This window comes from Halomonas urumqiensis (assembly GCF_003028575.1).
In the GTDB taxonomy this organism is placed as follows: Bacteria; Pseudomonadota; Gammaproteobacteria; order Pseudomonadales; family Halomonadaceae; genus Halomonas; species Halomonas urumqiensis.
In genome coordinates, this window is the sequence record NZ_PYUD01000001.1 from 1484835 (window position 1) to 1502245 (window position 17411).

Consider the following 17411-nt stretch of genomic DNA (forward strand, 5'->3'; position numbering starts at 1 on the left):
CTCAGCCCACCAGCCAGTGGGCCATGATCACGATGATCGGCAGGGTGATGGCGGTGCGCAGCAGGAAGATTACCGCCAGCTCCCAGAGCTTGATGGGAATCTTTGATTTCAGCAGCAATGCGCCGATCTCGGACATGTAGACCAGTTGCGTCAGCGACAGGCAGGCGATGACGAAGCGGGTCAGCTCACTCTCGATGCCGCTGGCCAGCACCGCCGGCAGGAACATGTCGGCGAAACCTACCAGGGTTGCCGGGGCGGCGGCGCGGGCCTCGGGTAGCCCCATCCATTCGAGTACCGGCACCATCGGATACGACAGCCAGGTGAACAGCGGCGTGAATTCAGCAACGATCAATGCCACGGTGCCGATGGCAATCACCAGCGGCAACAGGCCGAAGAAGATGTCGATGACATTGAACAGGGAGTGACGAGCCAGTTGACGCGGACCAGGTGCGTTCTCGGCCCGCGCCACGGCCATGCCGAGGCTGTAGCGAAACAGGTTCTGGTCACTGGTGTTCTCTTCCTGGATGCGGCATCCCACTGGCTCGTAGTATGTATTGGGCTTGCGCGACAGAGGCGGCAGGCGCGGCACGATCACGGCGGCGACAAGGCCCGCCACCACCACGGTCAGGTAGAACGGCACGAACAGGTGATTGATACCGATGAAACTCGTTACCAGCAAGGCGAAGGCGATCGACACGATGGAGAAGTTGGTGGCGATGGCCGAAGCCTCGCGGCAATTGTAGAAGCCTTGCTCGTATTGCTGGCTGGTGATCAGCACACCCACGGTGCCTGACCCCATCCACGAGGCCGTTGCGTCGATGGCGCTGCGGCCGGGCAGGCCGAATATCTTGCGGAACGGGGTTCTCACCAGGCTGCCGATGAACTCCATGAAACCGAACTCGACCAGAAACGGCAGCAGGATGGCGGCGAAGAAGAAAAAGGTCAGCAGTACCGGTGCCAGGTCGTTGAGCATCACTCCGCCAGTGAATGACGCAGTGACGAACTCGGGTCCCATCTGAAAGAAGGTCATCAGTGCAAAGGCCGCACCGAGACCGCGCATCACTACCCAGATCGTGTCTACGTCGAACAGCTCGTTGAGCATTCCCTGGCGTGACCAGGTCGGTTTTGCCAGCTTCACCATCAGCGTCAGCAGGAAAGACAGGCACAGTATCACCACGGCAATTGCAGGCAGGTAACCGTCCAGCAACGCCTTGAGGCCATCAGCCATCAGGCCCATGCCGATGTTGATGGTGCCGCCAACCTGGAAGGGCACCAGGAACAGCAGTACCCCGATCAACGAGGGAACGAGGAACTTGATGAGGCCATGTCGGCTAAGCGGTGCGCCGGTCTCGGCGATCCGGGATTCAGGGTCCAGGGAGGAGGGCATAGGGCTTACTCGCTATGTTGTGGATGTATTGTGGTTGTCTTGGTGTTGTGTTGACTGGGCGCTGGGTCAATCGCGGCGCATCACGCCCGGCAATACGCAGAGCATTTCGTAGAGCAAGGTGGCGCCCATCAGGGCGGTATTGCCACTGGTATCGTAGGGAGGGGAGACTTCCACGAGATCGCCACCGACGATGTTCAGGCCGGCGGCGCCACGCACCAGTTCAAGGCCCTGGGACGAGGTCAGGCCTCCCATTTCCACGGTGCCCGTGCCGGGCGCCACGGAAGGGTCGAGGCCATCGATATCGAAGGTGATGTAGACCGGGATATCGCCCATCTGCTCGCTCACCTCGGCCATCAGCGGCTCGAGAGAGCGGTACCAGCACTGTTCGGCGGTCACCACACGGAAGCCCTGCTGGCGGCACCAGTCGAAGTCCTCCGCCGCGTAGCCGGTGCCACGCAGGCCGATCTGCACCACCTTGTCCTTGGCGAGCAGACCTTCTTCCTGGGCGCGCCGGAAGGGGGTGCCATGGGCGATCGGCTCGCCGAACATATGCTCGTTGACATCGGCATGAGCATCGATATGGATCAGGCCCACGGGGCCATGCTTCCTGGCGATCGCGCGCAGGATGGGCAGGGTGATCACATGATCGCCACCCAGGGTCAGCGGGGTGCAGTCATGCTTGAGCACCTCGTCGTAGAAGGCGGTGATGATATCCACCGTCTTGGGCAGGTGAAAGGTGTTGATCGGCACGTCACCGATGTCGGCCACCTGCAGGCTGTCGAAGGGCGCGGCACGGGTGGCCATGTTGTAGGGGCGCAACATTCGCGATTCATCACGGATCTGGCGTGGACCGAGCCGTGTCCCCGGGCGGTTGGAGGTGGCGATATCGAGCGGTACGCCGATGAACGCCGCATCCAGGCCTTCAGCGGTTGGCTGGGTGGGCAGGCGCATCATGGTGGCGGGGCCGGCGAAGCGTGGCATCTCGTTCCCGCTCAGTGGCTGGTTGAATCTGCTCATGGTGTCTCCTGGTGTTAGCGAAGCATCAGGGTGCCTTGCGATGTTGGATGTCCATATGAATTAAGCAGGAACCATGCCAAGGTTTATCTCATTGATTTTAATAGGACGGCATGGCGTTTGATTCGTATATGAATTGCTTCACCACGCAAGAGTGATTCGATTGTGTATCATTGATGCAACTCTGAATCACATTGAAGGAACCCATCATGGTTCATGTGGATAGCCGGGTACTCGAAACGATCATCGAGACGGCCAATGACCACTTCTTCATCGTCGATGGCCGGGGCCGTGTACTCGATGTCAGCCCGGGTGCCGCCGCCGTGTACGGCGTGTCGAGAGACGTACTCAAGGCGGCGACGGTGCAGGAGCTGGAAGGCCAGGGAGTGCTCAAGCCGTCGATCAGCCTGGAAGTGTTGCGCACCGGCAAACCGGTACAGATGATGCAAGTGACCGGAACCGGCAGGCGGGTGATCGCCGAGGCGCACCCGGTGTTCGTCGATGGGCGTATCGAGCGTATTGTCAGTCGCTCTCGGGACCTCACCGATCTTCAACTGCTTCAGGACGAATATGCCCTGCTGCAACGTCGTTTCAGCGAGCACTTGAAGCGCAGCCATGCGGAGGGTGGCGGTGGCGAGGAGGGTGAACTCGAGGAAGAGCTCGACTCACTGATGGTGCGCAGCAGCGTAATGCGTGAGGTGGCGCTGTTGCTCAGGCGGGTTGCCCCGGCGGATGCCACCGTGTTGATGCTAGGGGAGTCGGGCGTGGGCAAGACGGCGTTCGCCCGGCAGTTGCATCGCTGGAGCCGACGAAGCAGCGGCCCTTTCGTCGAAGTCAACTGCGCGGCGATTCCCGAGAACCTGTTCGAGTCAGAGATGTTTGGCTACCAGCCGGGTGCTTTCAGTGGGGCGGCACGCCAAGGCAAGTCCGGCTTATTGGAGCAGGCCGACGGTGGCACGCTGTTTCTCGACGAGATCGGCGAACTCCCGATGCCGATGCAAACCAAGCTGCTCAAGGTCATCCAGGATGGGACCGTCACTCGGCTGGGGGATACCCGTTCGAGGCGGGTGGATTTCCGGCTGGTGGTGGCCACCAACCAGGCCCTGGCGGAACGTGTAGAGGAGGGCAGTTTTCGGCTTGACCTCTATTACCGGCTCAACGTCATCCCGGTGACCTTGCCGCCTCTGCGTGAACGACCGGAAGACATTCCGTCGCTGGTCGAGTCATGCCTGGCATCGCTCAACAAGCGGTATGGCCGTCAGAAGATGCTGCATGCAAGCGCCTGGTCGGAATTGATGGGCAATGACTGGCCAGGCAATGTCCGGGAGCTCGAGAACTGGCTGGAGCGGGCTTGGTTGTCCGCGACCAGTGATGTCATCGATGCGCCGGCAAGGCGCATTCCGGTGGAGGACTCAAGCGAATCCCTGCTTGATCATGCAGATCCGCCTGCCGACGAGCGGCTCGGCGAGCAGGAAACCTTGCCGGAGTATCTGGCAAGGCTCGAGCGAGCGGCACTGGTTGAATTGTGTCAACGGCTACCCAGTACTTACGCGCTGGCCAAGCGCTTGGGCATTAGCCAACCCAGTGTGGTGCGCAAGCTGAAACGCCATGGGCTCAGGATCTCGAGACCTGGATGAAGATGGCCCTTCCCAGGACGTTACTCGGGCATTTCGCCTGGTACCCGGTATTTCAAGTGGTCCGCCTGTCGCTCCTCTCGCGTCTTGGTTTCATCTTCGGTGGGTACGCCCCACAAGGTTTCGCGACTGCCATCAGGGAACGTATAGGTGGTACAACCAGCCAGCAGGGCACCGGCGATCATGAACGTGGCGAAGGGCAGAAGGTGTCGCATGGGGATTCCTTGGTCATGGTATCGCAATGGCCTGGCTGGCCGAGTGGGCGGGTAGTAGCCGGGATCAATGTAGCGACTCTTCCACCCTTACAGCAATCGATACATGACATGAGCATCGACCAGGCCCTGCTCGGGGTGCCGGAAAGCCAGCGGCAGGGTACCCGCGATCGTGAAGCCATGCTTTTGCCACAGCCCGATGGCCACCGTGTTGCTCGCCACCACCAGGTTGTACTGCATGGCCGTGAACCCCAGTTCCCGGGCCAGCGTCAACGAGTGCTTGCACATCGCGCCGGCGATGCCCTGCCCACGCGCATGCGCCGCTACCACATAGCCGCAGTTCGCGACATGATCGCCAGGGCCGGATTGATTGGCCTTGAGGTAATAGCTGCCGATTGCCTCGCCTTGCGCATCCACCACCACTCGGATCGCGCGAGGCAGTTCGATCCACATGCGATGGGCATCCTGCTCGCTGATGTGGCGAGGCACCGCATAGGTTTCACCGGCGCGGAATATCGCTTCGATGATCGGCCACAGTGTCGGCCAGTCGCCTGTCTCAAAGGGGCGTATGGTGGTCATCCGTCAACATCCTCGGGTGCTGCCGCAGGTGACAAGATTCTAGCGTTCGTCTGGCGGCAGCGTCATATCATGGGCAATTTTTTCCCCTTCTGGGGGTGCCAAGCGTCAAGCGGAAACGTTAGGGTCAAGGCTCCATTGACCAAATCGGAGATGACATGACTGCACTGAAGCTTCTCGCCGCCGCTTCCCTGTCCCTGCTGGTGGCAAGCCAAGCCTCCGCCCAACAGATGCCCCAGGGTGCCCCACCGAGCGCTGAACAACAGGTAAGCCAGCTCGACGAACTGATCGGCCTGGAAGAGGGTCAGCAGCAGGAGCTGGTTGCCCTGTTGAACGATTCCCAAGCCATCATCGAGCAGAAGCAGAGTGAAGCCGAGCAGGTACAAGCCCAGCTCTACGAGCGTGTGCAGCCTGATGTCGACGAGGCCGCGATTCGCGAGGATGCTCAGCGGCTGGGCCAGTTGACCGGCGACATGGCGGCCGAGAGTGTGCTGATGCAAGCACGTATCCAGTCCACGCTGACCCAGGAGCAGCGCGACGAACTCGAGCGCCAGATGGAACAGCAGCGTGAGCAAATGCGCCAGATGCAGGAGCAGATGCAACAGCAGCAGCCGGCGCAGTAACCAGGGTGACGTTGCCGCCCGCCATGCGTTGGGTGGCACTGACTCAATTTGGGGCTTGCATATCGCCCAACGAAAAACCGCCGCACGGTATGATCCGTTAGCGGCGGTTTTTACTGTGTTTTTGGTCGGAGCGACAGGATTCGAACCTGCGACCTTTGCAACCCCATTGCAACGCGCTACCAAGCTGCGCCACGCTCCGACTGCGTTTTCAGTGGCTTGAGATACTTATCTCAGCCCCGAGAACGAGGCGTATACTAGCGTGTTGGACATAAAATGAAAAGCCCCTTTTGGACTTTCGTTTCAATTGCTTGGGTTGTACATCGTCGGCTTGCTGACTGGCCTATGCTCGAGGGATATGTTCAGGGATGGCTGCCTGTACAGTGTTGCGTTGAGTCCTGGCGAGGGAGTGACGAGTGATGCCATTGATCCTGGGGATGAGCGTGTTGCTGGCCTGCCAGTTCATTGGGGAATTGGTGGCGCGAGGGTTGACCCTGCCGATACCGGGTCCGGTCATTGGCATGGTGGTGCTGCTGGTAGGGCTCTTGGTGTTCGGCAAGGTGCCGAAAAGCCTGCGCTTGGCAGGTGAGGGGTTGTTGCGTTACCTGACGCTGCTGTTCGTGCCCGCCGGGGTTGGTTTGATGGTGCACTTCAGCTTGATCGGCAATGACCTGTGGCCGATTGCGGTGACGCTGGTGGTGTCCACGGCTGTGACACTGGTCGTGACCTTGTGGGCGCTGGACCGGATGAATCGGCGGCGAGGGAACGGTCGATGAATCTCGCCGAATTCGACCAGCTGTGGGTCTACCTGTCAGGAAACCCGCTGTTGTCATTGCTGGTGACCTTGCTCGCCTTCATGCTTGCCGTGCGTATCAACAAGGGGCTGGGTGGCACCGCTCTGGTGCATCCGGTGACGCTTTCCATTGCCATGTTGATTAGCTTTCTGCTGCTTGTTGATATGGACTACGGGACCTACTTCGAAGGCGCGCAGTTCATTCACTTCCTGCTTGGGCCTGCTACCGTGGCATTGGCTATTCCGCTGTACGATCATCGCGAGCGAGTGCGTCGGCTGCTATGGCCGTTGCTGGCGGCGTGCATCCTGGGAATTCTCACGGCAGTCAGCTCGACGCTCGGATTGGCGTTGCTACTGGGTGCCCAGGTCGAGACAATGCTATCGCTTGCGCCGCGCTCGGTGACTTCTCCCATCGCCATGGGCATCGCCGAGCAGATCGGCGGAATTCCATCTCTGGCGGCAGGTCTCGTGCTGCTGACTGGCTCCATCGGCTGTGCGTTGGCGCCGGGTATCTTTCACTTGCTGAAAATCGATGACCCGGCAGTGAAAGGTTTCGCGTTGGGGCTCACAGCCCACGGTTTTGGTACCGCCCACGCCTTCGCCAAGATCGGCGCGGTGGCGGGGGCGTTCTCCGGCCTGGCGATGGGGCTTACGGGGCTTGTGACAGCGTTCCTGCTGCCGCTGTTGGTGCGTATGTTTGGTCTTGGTTGACATGGAGCCTCGATCCCCGGAGGAGCAAGGCTCCACGTTTCAAAGCTCCACGTTTCAAAGCTCTTCCCAGATCCGTTGGCGAAACTCCTTGGTAAGCTGGTTGGCGAAGTCGACACGTTTTACATGAGCGTCGGTGATGTCCTTGACCAGTGACTGGTAGCACGCCTGGAGCTCTGCATGAGTCCTGGGCGCGTCGCCCTCGAAGCATTCGGACATGCGGGCGCTGCTCTCTGCCAAGGCCTTGATGAACTGGGCCTCGAATTGCATGGCATCCGCCATGCTCTCAAGCCAGGCGAGTTGCATGCGAGCCACCGGATTGGGTCCCTTCAACCATTGCTCTTGCCACCAGTCGAACATCGGGTTGGTGATGGGTGTGGTCATGACAGGGCCTCGTACAGTTGATTGCAATGGCGTTTTCTGACGATGAGGGGGCTTGCGACGTGAGTTGAGTATAGATGACAGGTGGTGTCTTGCGCTGGCACCGAAAAGCTGTTGTGCTCGAACGTGATGCCGGTCAATCTAGTGGTCACGGGATCGATGGCTGGGGGTGTGAATGTGGGGAGTGATCAAGTCTGTGCTGGCTGCCTTCTTCGGCGTTCAGCGCGAGCGGCAGCGTCAGGAAGACTTCGAAAACGGCAGCCCTGTGGCATTCATCATCGTGGGAGTCGTGCTGGCCGTCGTGCTGGTGGTAGTTGTTGCACTGGTTGCTGTCCAGGCTTCCCGTTGAAAGTTCGCGTTTGAGTATTCTGGTATCAATGAGATGATATAGCACAGCAGTCACTATGACTGTGTCTCAGATGTGGCTAATATTGCAGTGCCAGCAGCGTGCGCAAGAAATCCTATCGGCGAGTGTGTCTCCACCTTCTGACGCACGTCGGTTTGCGCGACAAGACAACTACAAACCGAGAGGAGGTGCCGATGCGCAAGTCGCTCGTTTGGATGACGGGTTGCCTGGGCTTCGCCCTGATGGTCCCATTGGCCATGGCCAACGCCTGGAACATGCCGGTCGGGGTGACGGATGTCAGTCGCGAGATCCATTCCCTGCACATGATCATTTTCTGGATCTGTGTGGTGATTGGCGTGGTGGTGTTTGGGGTGATGTTCTATTCCCTGTTCCGTTTTCGCCGCTCTCAGGGTGCCAAGGCTTCCAATTTTCATGAGAACACCACTGTCGAAGTGATCTGGACGGCCGTACCGTTGCTGATTCTGGTGGGGATGGCGATACCGGCAACCGCCACGCTCAAGAAGATGTATGATGCCTCCGATGCCGAGCTGGATATCATGATCACCGGCCAGCAGTGGCGCTGGCGTTACGAATATCTCGGCGAAGACGTTGCCTTCAACTCCAATATGTCCACTCCGCGTGCCCAGATTCAGGGTGATGAGCCGCGCGGCGAACATTATCTTCTCGAAGTCGATGAGCCGCTGGTCTTGCCCGTCAACCGCAAGGTTCGCTTCCTGATGACCGCCGATGATGTCATCCACTCGTGGTGGGTGCCGGATCTTGCCGTAAAGCAGGATACCATTCCCGGCTTTATCAACGAGAACTGGGTGCGTATCAACGAGCCCGGCATCTACCGTGGCCAATGCACTGAACTCTGTGGCATGGATCACGGCTTTATGCCGATCGTGGTCGAGGCGCTGGAAGAGGAAGAGTTCGATGCCTGGCTTGCCGAGCGCAAGGAAGCCGCCGAGCAGGAGGCTATGGGGGTTGATCGCGAGTGGGAGCTTGAGGAATTGATGGAGCGCGGCGAAGCCGTTTACGGCAGCATATGCGCCTCTTGCCACCAAGCGGAGGGGCAGGGTGCACCACCGGCATTCCCGGCATTGGCGGATAACCAGCAGTTGATCGATGACCTCGACTGGCATCTAGACAAGATCCTGAATGGTGTGTCCGGCTCCGCGATGCCTGCCTTCCGAGGCACGTTGAACCCGGTCGAGATCGCCGCGGTGACCACCTGGACTCGCAATGCCTGGGGCAACGACACGGGCGATGCGGTTCAGCCCGCTGAGATCGCCGAGCGGCTGTCTGATTGACAGCCTCGTTGAAGCGAGTCGGTTAACCTTTCGCCAACATCGTTCTGACGCTCACGTTCGATATCAAGAACAATGACAGATTCGGGAGATACAAGATGGCGCCCAAGTTGCCACCGCATCACCCCCTGGAGCAAAGCACCTCGGCTGTGGCCGGTGGTCAGGCTTCTGCGCATCATTCACCACCTCGCGGCATCATGAGGTGGTTGCTGACGACCAATCACAAGGAGATTGGTAGCCTCTACCTGATCTTCTCTCTGGTGATGTTCTTCATCGGCGGTATCTTCGCCCTGGTTGTGCGTGCGGAGCTGTTCCAGCCCGGGTTGCAGCTCGTGCAACCCGAGTTTTTCAACCAGATGACCACCATGCATGGGTTGATCATGGTGTTCGGGGCGGTCATGCCGGCCTTTACCGGGTTGGCCAACTGGATGATTCCGCTGCAGGTGGGGGCGCCGGACATGGCACTGCCGCGCCTCAATAACTTCAGCTTCTGGCTGTTGCCGGTCGCCTTCGCGCTGCTGTTGTCGACCATGCTGATGCCTGGTGGTGGCCCGAACTTCGGCTGGACCTTTTACGCGCCATTGTCGACGACGTACGCGCCACCGTCGACGACATTCTTCATTCTGTCGCTGCACATTGCGGGTATCAGTTCGATTCTCGGTGCCATCAACATCGTCGCTACCATCCTCAACATGCGCGCGCCGGGCATGCGTCTGATGGACATGCCGCTGTTCGTGTGGACCTGGCTGATCACCGCGTTCCTGCTGATCGCGGTGATGCCGGTGCTCGCCGGGGTGATCACCATGATGCTGATGGACATCAACTTCGGAACGAGCTTCTTCAATGCCGCTGGTGGTGGGGATCCGGTGCTCTTCCAGCATCTTTTCTGGTTCTTCGGGCACCCAGAGGTGTACATCATGATCCTGCCGGCGTTTGGTATTGTATCGGCGATCATTCCGACCTTCGCTCGCAAACGTCTTTTTGGCTACGCATCGATGGTCTACGCTACGGCATCGATCGCTGTCCTGTCGTTTCTGGTCTGGGCGCACCACATGTTCGTGGTGGGGCTGCCGTTGGTGGCTGAGCTGTTCTTCATGTACACCACCATGCTGATTGCCGTTCCCACTGGGGTGAAGGTGTTCAACTGGATTACCACGCTGTTCCGTGGGTCGATCACTTTCGAGCCACCCATGCTCTTTGCGCTGGCTTTTGTCGTGCTGTTCACCATTGGTGGCTTCTCGGGTCTGATGCTGGCGATTGCTCCGGCTGACTTCCAGTATCACGACACCTATTTCGTCGTTGCCCACTTCCACTATGTGCTTGTGCCAGGTGCGGTGTTTGCGATCATGGCCGGCGTCTACTACTGGTTGCCCAAGTGGACAGGTCACTACCCCAACGTGAAACTGTCTCAGTGGCATTTCTGGTTGTCGGTGATTGGGGTCAATCTGACGTTCTTCCCAATGCATTTTTCCGGCCTTGCCGGCATGCCACGCAGGATTCCCGACTACGCGTTGCAGTTCGCCGATTTCAACCTGGTATCAAGCCTTGGTGCCTTGTTGTTCGGTGCCTCGCAACTCGTCTTCGTGGCTGTCGTGATCCTGTGTGTGCGAGGTGGGGAAAAGGCGCCAGCCAAGGCTTGGGAAGGGGCCGAGGATCTCGAATGGAGTGTGCCGAGCCCTGCGCCGTTGCATACCTTCGATACTCCGCCGAACTTCCGGCCACATGAACACTGAGTGTTATCAATAGGCGCCAGGAGGCTTCCATGACCCAGGGCGGACAGTCCCAACACAAGGCTAATCCAGGCGTCCGCCGAACAGTGGTTCGGACAGTGGCGGCCCTGGTCGGTATGTTCGCCTTCGCTTTTGCTTTGGTGCCACTTTACGACGTGTTCTGCCAGGTCACTGGGTTGAATGGCAAGGTCAACAACTCAGCGCAGTCAATCATCCACGAAGAGGTCGACGAGTCGCGGATGGTCACGGTGCAGTTCATTACCCGGGGAAGTTCCGGCCTGCCCTGGCGAATGGATGTCGAGACGCGTCAGGTCCGTGTTCACCCGGGGCAGAGCGCCGAAGTCAATTTCGCGTTTCATAACCAAAGCGTCGAAGGCAACTGGGGAAGGGCAGTGCCCAGCGTCTCGCCTTCCAATGCGTCACGTCATCTGCGCAAGATCAACTGCTTCTGTTTCGATGAGCAGCACCTGGAAGCGGGGGAGCGATTGGAACTGCCGCTTGTCTTCCAGCTTGCGCGTGATCTACCTGACGACATCAATACCGTAACACTGGTCTATACCCTGTATCCGGTCACCCGCGACGAGGCGCCGCTGCAGGCCCGGGCGACTACCGGCAATGGAGAAGAGACATGAGTGGTGGCAGCTACTACGTTCCTGAGTCCAGCAAGTGGCCGATCCTTGGATCGGTCGCCGTAGGGGTGATGATGATTGGCACTGGTATGTTGCTGGTGCATGATCGTGGTACTCCGATGGTGATTATCGGGATGCTGGGCGTGTTGGGGGTCATGGCATTGTGGTTTTACGATGTCATCAAGGAGTCTCGACAAGGGCTTTACGATGCGCAGATGGATCGTTCATTTCGCTGGGGGATGGGGTGGTTCATCTTTTCGGAAGTGATGTTCTTTGCAGCCTTCTTCGGGGCGCTTTTCTACGTGCGTACCTTTGCATTGCCTTGGCTGGATGGTGAGGGGGCCAAAGGCGTCGCTGCATTGTTGTGGCCTGACTTCACCGCCAGCTGGCCACTGATGAGCCCGCCTGATTCTTCCATTTCGGGTCCCGCGGCAACCTTCAGTCCGTGGCAATTGCCGCTGGTCAACACGTTGATACTGGTGGCCTCAAGCATCACCTTGACAGTCGCCCATGAAGGGCTGAAAGAAGGCGAGCGCCATGTCACTCGCAACTGGCTGTTCGCAACACTGCTGCTGGCGATCACCTTCATCATCATCCAGGGTGTTGAGTACTACGAGGCCTACAATCATTACGGCATCACCCTGCAGGCCGGTATCTATGGGGCGACATTCTTCCTGTTGACAGGCTTTCATGGCGTGCACGTGATCATTGGAGCCACCATCCTGGCGGTGATGTTCTGGCGTATCCAGAAGGGGCATTTCTCGGGAGATCAGCATTTCGGATTTGAAGCCGCAAGCTGGTACTGGCACTTCGTGGACGTAGTATGGATCGGACTGTTCCTGTTCGTCTATGTCTTCTAGTTGATTGTCAAGATGCTCTGCAAGACGGCCCTGCCAGAGGGCCTGCAAGTGGATCTGTGCATGATCAGCTAACCCAGGGTGCCAAGATAGAATCCGTAGAAGAGCAACGCTAGAAGAGTGGCGGCCAGCGCCACTCTGAGCTTCAACGATACGAGCAGGCGGCGTGATTGGCCACCGTCCTTCAGCAGGAATCCGGCGCCAGCGGCAAGGCTTGACAGCATGGCCAGGAATACCAGGGCGATGAGAACCTTCAGCAACATGGGACACTCCTTGAATCGCGATGGCTCTCAGGATGCCTCTCCGGGCAATCGTCGGCAATGGTTGTGGTGGACATTCTGGTCCATATTGGTGGTGCTTGGCATTGTTCTGGGCATTTGGCAGTGGGAACGTGCCGATGACAAGCGAGAGTATCTGGCCCGTCTTGATGCCGCCCCTCGTCTCGAGTCCCCCGCCCAAACACCTCCGGATGGCAGTTTTCTCACGCTTACCGGCACTTACCTGGCCGCTGAGACACTTTTTCTGGATAACCGGACCTTTGACGGTAGGCTTGGTGTCGCTCCGTTGACTCCATTTGAAGACGAGAATGGTCGCTTTTGGCTCATACAGCGCGGTTTTCTGGAGACTGGTACTAGCCGCGAGACACCCCAAGTGGAAACTCCGGATGGACGCGTGACACTGGCTGGCAGATGGCAGACCGCCAACGAGGGCACGCCAGTTTTTGGCGAGAATCGCGAGGGCCAGCGATTGCAGCGAATGGCGCTTGACGCCTGGTCAAGCGACTTTGCTCATGATGGCTGGTTGCATCTCGAGCAGGGGCCGGGTCACCTTGAGTCGTGGTGGACCCCGAGTGTCATGCCGCCTAGTCGTCATTTGGGGTATGCCGTGCAGTGGTGGGGACTTTCCCTTGCCGCCCTGGTAGTGATGCTGGTTGGTTCGCGCCGTTTTTCCAGACGCATTCGGTGATGAATTTTCTTGTGATGAACTCATTTTCCTTCGACGCACGCACTTTTCTGCGTACACACTATTTTTCCGCGTATACACTATTTTCCGCGTATTTAAGGAACAAGCAGACATGACATCAATTCGCACCGTGAGCCAGGCGCGCCTGAAGCTAGTGGCGCTGATGGCAATCTTTGCCTTGCCGATGCTTGTGGCATGGGGGATGGTGTTCTGGGGTGTCGGCATCCCCGAAGAGCGGACCGCCCATGGGGAGTTGTCACCTGACATACCGATGCTTGCCGAGTGGCCCTTGTCGGAACAGGCCGGTCCGCTGGTGGAGGGGGATTGGGTGCTGGCATTCGATTGCGGAGAGCGGTGCGAGGTACTGACAGACCAGTGGTGGCGTGTGCATCGTGCACTTGGGCGCGAGGCGCCGCGTGTCAGCCGGCTGCGTATTGGTGGACCTGCCGACGCCTTGCCGGGTGAGCGCATCGTCCAGTGGTCGAATGCTCCACAATGGCGAAAGGCCGACACACTCTGGATATTAGACCCCGCCGGACATCCGGTGCTGACCTATACACCCGAAGCCGACCCCAGTGAGGTACTGGATGATCTCAATCAACTGCTGCGCATGAACCCGGAAGTCGGGTCGCGTGATGTGCAGGACGTAGCTCAGCGTTGATCTGATCGAACTATGGGGGATAAGAGGAAGATGATGGGTACCGAGGGTAGGTTGCGGTTGCTCAAGACCTTGAGCTTGATCGGTGTGGTGTTTACCGGCCTGGTCATCCTGGTGGGCGCCTGGACACGCCTCTCTGATGCTGGCCTTGGCTGCCCCGACTGGCCAGGCTGTTACGGACGTCTGGTGGTGCCAGATGCGGAACATGCCATGATGCACACCCCCGATACTCCTCTTGAAGTGTTCAAGGCCTGGGTGGAGATGTTTCATCGCTACATTGCTTCTGCCCTTGGTCTGCTGGTAATTGCCATTGTGGTGATGGGTGTCTCGCTTCGCCACCAACCAGGGTTTCCATGGCTGGTGAGTCTGTCGCTGCTGGCAGCTATCATCGTACAAGGGGCGTTCGGCGCCTTCACGGTCACGTTGAAACTCTGGCCACAGGTCGTCACGTTACACCTGCTTGGCGGGCTTACCGTGATGGTGTTGTTTCTGTGGCTGCACCTGAGGCTTCGACGGTTTGTCAAAGGTGACCTGACGCTGGGTGGAGTCCCCGCGCCGCGTCGTCCCTTGTCGCCCCTGTGGGGCCTTGCCGTGCTGGTGCTGGTGTTGCAGCTGGCCCTCGGCGGGTGGGTATCGAGCAATTACGCGGGCATTGCCTGCCAAGGGTTCCCTACATGCAACGGGCAATGGTGGCCCTCAACGGATTGGAGTGAAGGGTTTCATATCACCCAGAGCGTCGGCCCCAACTACCTGCATGGTCAACTGCATGCCGATGCGCGTTCGGCCATTCAGCTCGGCCACCGGTTGGGCGCCATGGTGTTGGGGCTGATGTTGATAGTGTTGGTGGCCCGTCATTGGCAAGAAACGCGCATGCGCCCCTGGCTTGCAGGGTTGGTATTGGTGTTTACACTGCAGTTTGGCTTGGGTGTGGCCAATGTCGTCATGTGGTTGCCTTTGTGGCTCGCGCTCTTGCATACCGCGGGCGCCGTGGCCATGGTGGTAGCCATGACACTGTCCGTGTGGAACTGGCGAACGTTGCCTGTCGAGCCCGCGGTGCTAAACAGAAACCAGACGATAATGACAACGTAAGGAGTGGGTGCATGTCTGAGGCACTGACATCGCGCACCGGATTGGTGCGGGGCGGCGCACCGGGTGCCGTTAGCTGGGGGTGGCGGGACCTGCTGACCCTCTGCAAGCCTCGTGTAGTAGTGGTTATGCTGGTTTGTGCGCTGGTGGGCATGGCGTTGGCGAGCCCTGTATTGCCTTCCCTATGGGTCGTTGGCTATGGGCTATTGGGCATAGGTCTTGCGGCGAGTGGAGCGGCGGCCTTCAATCACGTGGTGGATCGCAGGCTGGATGCCATGATGGTGCGTACATCGCGCCGGCCTCTGGCGACACAGCGCATGCCCAGTGCTCTGGCGATTGTGTGGGCCACGTTACTGTCGGTGAGTGGCATTGGGTTGTTGTTGTGGCAGGTCAATGCACTGACGGCTTGGCTGACACTGGGCTCGTTGATCGGCTATGCACTGGTCTATACAACGTTTCTAAAGCACGCGACTCCCCAGAATATCGTCATTGGTGGCGTGGCGGGTGCCGCACCACCGCTGCTCGGCTGGACGGCAGTCACCGGTCAGTTGAGCCCTGAGCCGTTACTTTTGATGTTGATCGTATTCGCCTGGACACCGCCGCACTTCTGGGCTTTGGCTTTGCACAAGCGGGACGAATACGCGCGCGCTGGCGTGCCCATGCTGCCTGTCACCCATGGTGAGGCGTTCACGCGACTCCAGGTATGGCTCTATGGTTGGCTCACCGTGGCGGTTACCCTGATGCCGTTCGTCATCGGGATGAGCGGTGCGGTCTATCTGGTGGGTGTCTGCCTGCTCAATGCGCGTTTCATGTTCTGGAACTGGAAGGTATGGCGAGGTCAGGATCCCAAGGCGCCACTGGCGGCCTTCTGGTTCTCCATTCGCTATATTCTCGGGGTATTCGGTGTGTTGCTGCTCGATCACTATGCGGCAAGCCTGGGGTTCTGACAGGCGCGTAGTGACCCGACGCAACGAGCCCGGCCATGGCCGGGCTCGTTGCATATGGCTTGTCCATGTAGAATGGCTTTGACAGATATTGACCTACCGACTTTGGGAAAGCCCATGACTACGATGACCGCCGCAATACTTGTCGGCATTGCGCTGGCAATCATTGCCGGACTCGCCGCCTACGCTTTCAGGCTCAACAAGGAAGTGCGGCGACGAGAGGCCCTGCGTGATGAAGAAGCGCAGCGAGCACGTGACAATTGCCTCGAGAACCTCGAGCTTGTTGCCTCGGCGCTGGTGCAGCAGCAGGTGGATATCACCGAAGGCGCCTGGCGGTGCAAGGTGTCACTGGAAATCATCGATGCCACGCTGCTCGAGCGGGATGCCTTTCGCCCGTTCGTCGAAGTCTATGATCGCACTCGTCATCTGCACACTCACGATGCTCGTATGGCATTGTCGCCAAAGGAGCGTTTCAAGGAAGACAAAGAGCGCATCGCGGTGGAAGACGAGTACCGACAGCCGGTCATCGAGGCGGCCAGGGCGGCACTGGTGTTTCGCCGAGAGTGGCCAGAGAGCCTGCATCGCTGATGCGTGAATACGGCGTTGATCGCACACTGTTCGATTATCAATGGCATCATCTACCATTTATGTCATAAGATGTTGATTGAAAGATTAGCCGAGCTCGGGCAAGCTTGCCTCGCGCCAGGAAGGCGGCGTTGCTTGTCGAGTTCGACGTAACGGTTGTATCAGGTGGGCAAGGGAATAACGCCCCGCGCCTTCCGATCGTTTGGATCACTTGGGATCGGGGACTTTTGCTTCCTCCCCAGGAACTGAATCAAGAAGAAGGAGTTTGCAAAATGAAAAATTCTACGACTGGCTTGTTGCTCGGATCTGCACTGGTAGTCGGCTTGGCTGGATGTGCCACGCCTAACACCGATCCCTCATCCGATCGTGCCTGGTACCAGCAGCCTATCGTCTGTGGTATCGCAGGTAGCCTGATCGGTGGTGGTATTGGTTATGCGACCGCCAGCGATGCCGATGAAGAGAACCACGCAGCGGGTGGTGCGACTATCGGTGCCGCGGCAGGTGCTCTGCTGTGCGCTGACCGTAGCCCTGAGCCTGTGGCCGAGCCTGAGCCGATGCCGGAGCCGGAACCCGAGCCGGTGCCGGACTTCGAGCCGGTGGTGCTGTCCAGTGAAGTCAACTTCGCGTTCGACTCTGCGGACCTGACCATGCAAGCTGAATCGACCCTTGATGAGGTGGCCCGTCGCCTGCGCGAGCACACCGACGTCAATATCCGCATCGATGGTCACACCGATTCTGTCGGCTCTAACCAGTACAACATGGGCCTGTCACAGGAGCGTGCTGATTCGGTTCGTAGCTACCTGATGTCTCAGGGTGTTTCCGGCAGCCGCATGATGGCTACCGGTTACGGTGAAGAGCGCCCTGTGGCTACCAACGAGACCGACCAGGGCCGTGCCCTCAACCGTCGTGTCGAGATCGATCGCCAGTAAATGCTGGTCTTTCGAATCGCCGGGTGAGCAATCGCCTGACGCCAGCGGG

The 17411-nt window shown here is 59.0% G+C and carries 21 protein-coding genes and 1 tRNA gene; 15 read left to right on the plus strand and 7 right to left on the minus strand.

Features of this window, described 5'->3' with window-relative positions:
- Position 1 precedes the first annotated feature (1 nt).
- Both C6V82_RS06400 and speB read right to left on the minus strand, forming a co-directional pair.
- Complete coding sequence (locus C6V82_RS06400; RefSeq protein WP_102586591.1) at positions 2 to 1387, minus strand: YjiH family protein; 1386 nt, start codon at positions 1385 to 1387, stop codon at positions 2 to 4.
- Positions 1388 to 1453: 66 nt separating this feature from the next.
- Positions 1454 to 2404, minus strand: coding sequence for an agmatinase (speB, locus tag C6V82_RS06405; RefSeq protein WP_102586590.1), 951 nt, complete (start codon positions 2402 to 2404; stop codon positions 1454 to 1456).
- Between the two features lie 206 nt (positions 2405 to 2610).
- Here speB and C6V82_RS06410 point away from each other — a divergent pair, with 206 nt between their 5' ends.
- Positions 2611 to 4038 carry a sigma-54 interaction domain-containing protein gene (locus C6V82_RS06410; RefSeq protein WP_102586589.1) on the plus strand — a complete coding sequence of 476 codons (1428 nt, stop codon included), beginning with the start codon at positions 2611 to 2613 and terminating at the stop codon, positions 4036 to 4038.
- A gap of 20 nt (positions 4039 to 4058) precedes the next feature.
- On the opposite strand, the gene C6V82_RS06415 is transcribed toward C6V82_RS06410, so the two are convergent.
- On the minus strand, positions 4059 to 4250 hold the full coding sequence (locus tag C6V82_RS06415; RefSeq protein ID WP_102586588.1) for a hypothetical protein: 192 nt from the start codon (positions 4248 to 4250) through the stop codon (positions 4059 to 4061).
- Positions 4251 to 4337: 87 nt separating this feature from the next.
- Positions 4338 to 4826 (minus strand): GNAT family N-acetyltransferase, encoded by a 489-nt coding sequence (locus tag C6V82_RS06420; protein WP_102586587.1) that lies wholly within the window; start codon positions 4824 to 4826, stop codon positions 4338 to 4340.
- 155 nt (positions 4827 to 4981) lie between these two features.
- On the opposite strand from C6V82_RS06420, the gene C6V82_RS06425 reads away from it, so the two are divergent.
- Complete coding sequence (locus C6V82_RS06425; RefSeq protein WP_102586586.1) at positions 4982 to 5446, plus strand: hypothetical protein; 465 nt, start codon at positions 4982 to 4984, stop codon at positions 5444 to 5446.
- 122 nt (positions 5447 to 5568) lie between these two features.
- Here the strand turns inward: C6V82_RS06425 and C6V82_RS06430 are convergent.
- Positions 5569 to 5645 (minus strand) — tRNA-Pro (locus tag C6V82_RS06430).
- Between the two features lie 217 nt (positions 5646 to 5862).
- On the opposite strand from C6V82_RS06430, the gene C6V82_RS06435 reads away from it, so the two are divergent.
- A complete protein-coding gene (locus tag C6V82_RS06435) occupies positions 5863 to 6219 on the plus strand; it encodes a CidA/LrgA family protein (protein WP_102586585.1) in 357 nt (118 codons plus the stop codon).
- Complete coding sequence (locus C6V82_RS06440; RefSeq protein ID WP_102586584.1) at positions 6216 to 6947, plus strand: LrgB family protein; 732 nt, start codon at positions 6216 to 6218, stop codon at positions 6945 to 6947. Before C6V82_RS06435 ends, C6V82_RS06440 begins: the two co-directional genes overlap by 4 nt.
- A 54-nt stretch (positions 6948 to 7001) precedes the next feature.
- On the opposite strand, the gene C6V82_RS06445 is transcribed toward C6V82_RS06440, so the two are convergent.
- Positions 7002 to 7328 carry a hypothetical protein gene (locus C6V82_RS06445; protein ID WP_102586583.1) on the minus strand — a complete coding sequence of 109 codons (327 nt, stop codon included), beginning with the start codon at positions 7326 to 7328 and terminating at the stop codon, positions 7002 to 7004.
- Positions 7329 to 7500: 172 nt separating this feature from the next.
- Between C6V82_RS06445 and C6V82_RS06450 the strand changes: the two genes are divergently transcribed.
- The 5 genes from C6V82_RS06450 to C6V82_RS06470 all read left to right on the plus strand — a co-directional run bounded on the left by C6V82_RS06450 (position 7501) and on the right by C6V82_RS06470 (position 12200).
- Positions 7501 to 7674 carry a DUF2970 domain-containing protein gene (locus tag C6V82_RS06450; RefSeq protein WP_102586582.1) on the plus strand — a complete coding sequence of 58 codons (174 nt, stop codon included), beginning with the start codon at positions 7501 to 7503 and terminating at the stop codon, positions 7672 to 7674.
- Between the two features lie 191 nt (positions 7675 to 7865).
- Positions 7866 to 8984 carry a cytochrome c oxidase subunit II gene (gene coxB, locus C6V82_RS06455; RefSeq protein WP_373297564.1) on the plus strand — a complete coding sequence of 373 codons (1119 nt, stop codon included), beginning with the start codon at positions 7866 to 7868 and terminating at the stop codon, positions 8982 to 8984.
- A gap of 95 nt (positions 8985 to 9079) precedes the next feature.
- Positions 9080 to 10714, plus strand: a complete 1635-nt coding sequence (gene ctaD, locus C6V82_RS06460; RefSeq protein ID WP_102586581.1) for a cytochrome c oxidase subunit I — start codon at positions 9080 to 9082, stop codon at positions 10712 to 10714.
- Between the two features lie 29 nt (positions 10715 to 10743).
- Positions 10744 to 11343 (plus strand): cytochrome c oxidase assembly protein, encoded by a 600-nt coding sequence (locus C6V82_RS06465; RefSeq protein ID WP_102586580.1) that lies wholly within the window; start codon positions 10744 to 10746, stop codon positions 11341 to 11343.
- Positions 11340 to 12200: a cytochrome c oxidase subunit 3 gene (locus C6V82_RS06470; protein ID WP_102586579.1), complete on the plus strand. Its 861-nt coding sequence runs from the start codon at positions 11340 to 11342 to the stop codon at positions 12198 to 12200. The genes C6V82_RS06465 and C6V82_RS06470 overlap by 4 nt, the downstream gene beginning before the upstream one ends.
- Before the next feature lie 68 nt (positions 12201 to 12268).
- Here the strand turns inward: C6V82_RS06470 and C6V82_RS06475 are convergent, their stop codons facing one another.
- Entirely contained in the window at positions 12269 to 12460 is a 192-nt protein-coding gene (locus C6V82_RS06475) for a DUF2909 family protein (protein ID WP_102586578.1), read from the minus strand.
- Here C6V82_RS06475 and C6V82_RS06480 point away from each other — a divergent pair.
- The 6 genes from C6V82_RS06480 to C6V82_RS06505 all read left to right on the plus strand — a co-directional run bounded on the left by C6V82_RS06480 (position 12459) and on the right by C6V82_RS06505 (position 17362).
- On the plus strand, positions 12459 to 13163 hold the full coding sequence (locus tag C6V82_RS06480; RefSeq protein ID WP_102586577.1) for an SURF1 family protein: 705 nt from the start codon (positions 12459 to 12461) through the stop codon (positions 13161 to 13163). The genes C6V82_RS06475 and C6V82_RS06480 overlap by 2 nt on opposite strands.
- Positions 13164 to 13272: 109 nt before the next feature.
- Complete coding sequence (locus tag C6V82_RS06485) at positions 13273 to 13821, plus strand: hypothetical protein (RefSeq protein WP_102586576.1); 549 nt, start codon at positions 13273 to 13275, stop codon at positions 13819 to 13821.
- A 30-nt stretch (positions 13822 to 13851) separates the two neighbouring features.
- Entirely contained in the window at positions 13852 to 14907 is a 1056-nt protein-coding gene (locus tag C6V82_RS06490) for a COX15/CtaA family protein (protein WP_102586575.1), read from the plus strand.
- 11 nt (positions 14908 to 14918) lie between these two features.
- Entirely contained in the window at positions 14919 to 15851 is a 933-nt protein-coding gene (cyoE, locus tag C6V82_RS06495) for a heme o synthase (RefSeq protein WP_102586574.1), read from the plus strand.
- 114 nt (positions 15852 to 15965) lie between these two features.
- A complete protein-coding gene (locus C6V82_RS06500; protein WP_102586573.1) occupies positions 15966 to 16436 on the plus strand; it encodes a DUF2489 domain-containing protein in 471 nt (156 codons plus the stop codon).
- Positions 16437 to 16705: 269 nt separating this feature from the next.
- On the plus strand, positions 16706 to 17362 hold the full coding sequence (locus C6V82_RS06505) for an OmpA family protein (protein ID WP_102586572.1): 657 nt from the start codon (positions 16706 to 16708) through the stop codon (positions 17360 to 17362).
- The last annotated feature ends 49 nt before the right edge of the window (positions 17363 to 17411 follow it).

Excerpts from the sequence above, each read along its gene's own strand:
- C6V82_RS06470 (WP_102586579.1), top strand. The coding sequence starts at position 11,340 with ATGAGTGGTGGCAGCTACTACGTTCCTGAGTCCAGCAAGTGGCCGATC.
- C6V82_RS06400 (WP_102586591.1), bottom strand. The coding sequence starts at position 1,387 with ATGCCCTCCTCCCTGGACCCTGAATCCCGGATCGCCGAGACCGGCGCA.
- ctaD (WP_102586581.1), top strand. The coding sequence starts at position 9,080 with ATGGCGCCCAAGTTGCCACCGCATCACCCCCTGGAGCAAAGCACCTCG.
- C6V82_RS06465 (WP_102586580.1), top strand. The coding sequence starts at position 10,744 with ATGACCCAGGGCGGACAGTCCCAACACAAGGCTAATCCAGGCGTCCGC.
- C6V82_RS06420 (WP_102586587.1), bottom strand. The coding sequence starts at position 4,826 with ATGACCACCATACGCCCCTTTGAGACAGGCGACTGGCCGACACTGTGG.
- C6V82_RS06410 (WP_102586589.1), top strand. The coding sequence starts at position 2,611 with ATGGTTCATGTGGATAGCCGGGTACTCGAAACGATCATCGAGACGGCC.
- cyoE (WP_102586574.1), top strand. The coding sequence starts at position 14,919 with ATGTCTGAGGCACTGACATCGCGCACCGGATTGGTGCGGGGCGGCGCA.
- C6V82_RS06445 (WP_102586583.1), bottom strand. The coding sequence starts at position 7,328 with ATGACCACACCCATCACCAACCCGATGTTCGACTGGTGGCAAGAGCAA.
- C6V82_RS06500 (WP_102586573.1), top strand. The coding sequence starts at position 15,966 with ATGACTACGATGACCGCCGCAATACTTGTCGGCATTGCGCTGGCAATC.
- C6V82_RS06505 (WP_102586572.1), top strand. The coding sequence starts at position 16,706 with ATGAAAAATTCTACGACTGGCTTGTTGCTCGGATCTGCACTGGTAGTC.
- C6V82_RS06415 (WP_102586588.1), bottom strand. The coding sequence starts at position 4,250 with ATGCGACACCTTCTGCCCTTCGCCACGTTCATGATCGCCGGTGCCCTG.
- C6V82_RS06480 (WP_102586577.1), top strand. The coding sequence starts at position 12,459 with ATGGGACACTCCTTGAATCGCGATGGCTCTCAGGATGCCTCTCCGGGC.
- speB (WP_102586590.1), bottom strand. The coding sequence starts at position 2,404 with ATGAGCAGATTCAACCAGCCACTGAGCGGGAACGAGATGCCACGCTTC.
- C6V82_RS06490 (WP_102586575.1), top strand. The coding sequence starts at position 13,852 with ATGATGGGTACCGAGGGTAGGTTGCGGTTGCTCAAGACCTTGAGCTTG.
- C6V82_RS06485 (WP_102586576.1), top strand. The coding sequence starts at position 13,273 with ATGACATCAATTCGCACCGTGAGCCAGGCGCGCCTGAAGCTAGTGGCG.
- C6V82_RS06435 (WP_102586585.1), top strand. The coding sequence starts at position 5,863 with ATGCCATTGATCCTGGGGATGAGCGTGTTGCTGGCCTGCCAGTTCATT.
- coxB (WP_373297564.1), top strand. The coding sequence starts at position 7,866 with ATGCGCAAGTCGCTCGTTTGGATGACGGGTTGCCTGGGCTTCGCCCTG.
- C6V82_RS06425 (WP_102586586.1), top strand. The coding sequence starts at position 4,982 with ATGACTGCACTGAAGCTTCTCGCCGCCGCTTCCCTGTCCCTGCTGGTG.
- C6V82_RS06440 (WP_102586584.1), top strand. The coding sequence starts at position 6,216 with ATGAATCTCGCCGAATTCGACCAGCTGTGGGTCTACCTGTCAGGAAAC.
- C6V82_RS06450 (WP_102586582.1), top strand. The coding sequence starts at position 7,501 with ATGTGGGGAGTGATCAAGTCTGTGCTGGCTGCCTTCTTCGGCGTTCAG.
- C6V82_RS06475 (WP_102586578.1), bottom strand. The coding sequence starts at position 12,460 with ATGTTGCTGAAGGTTCTCATCGCCCTGGTATTCCTGGCCATGCTGTCA.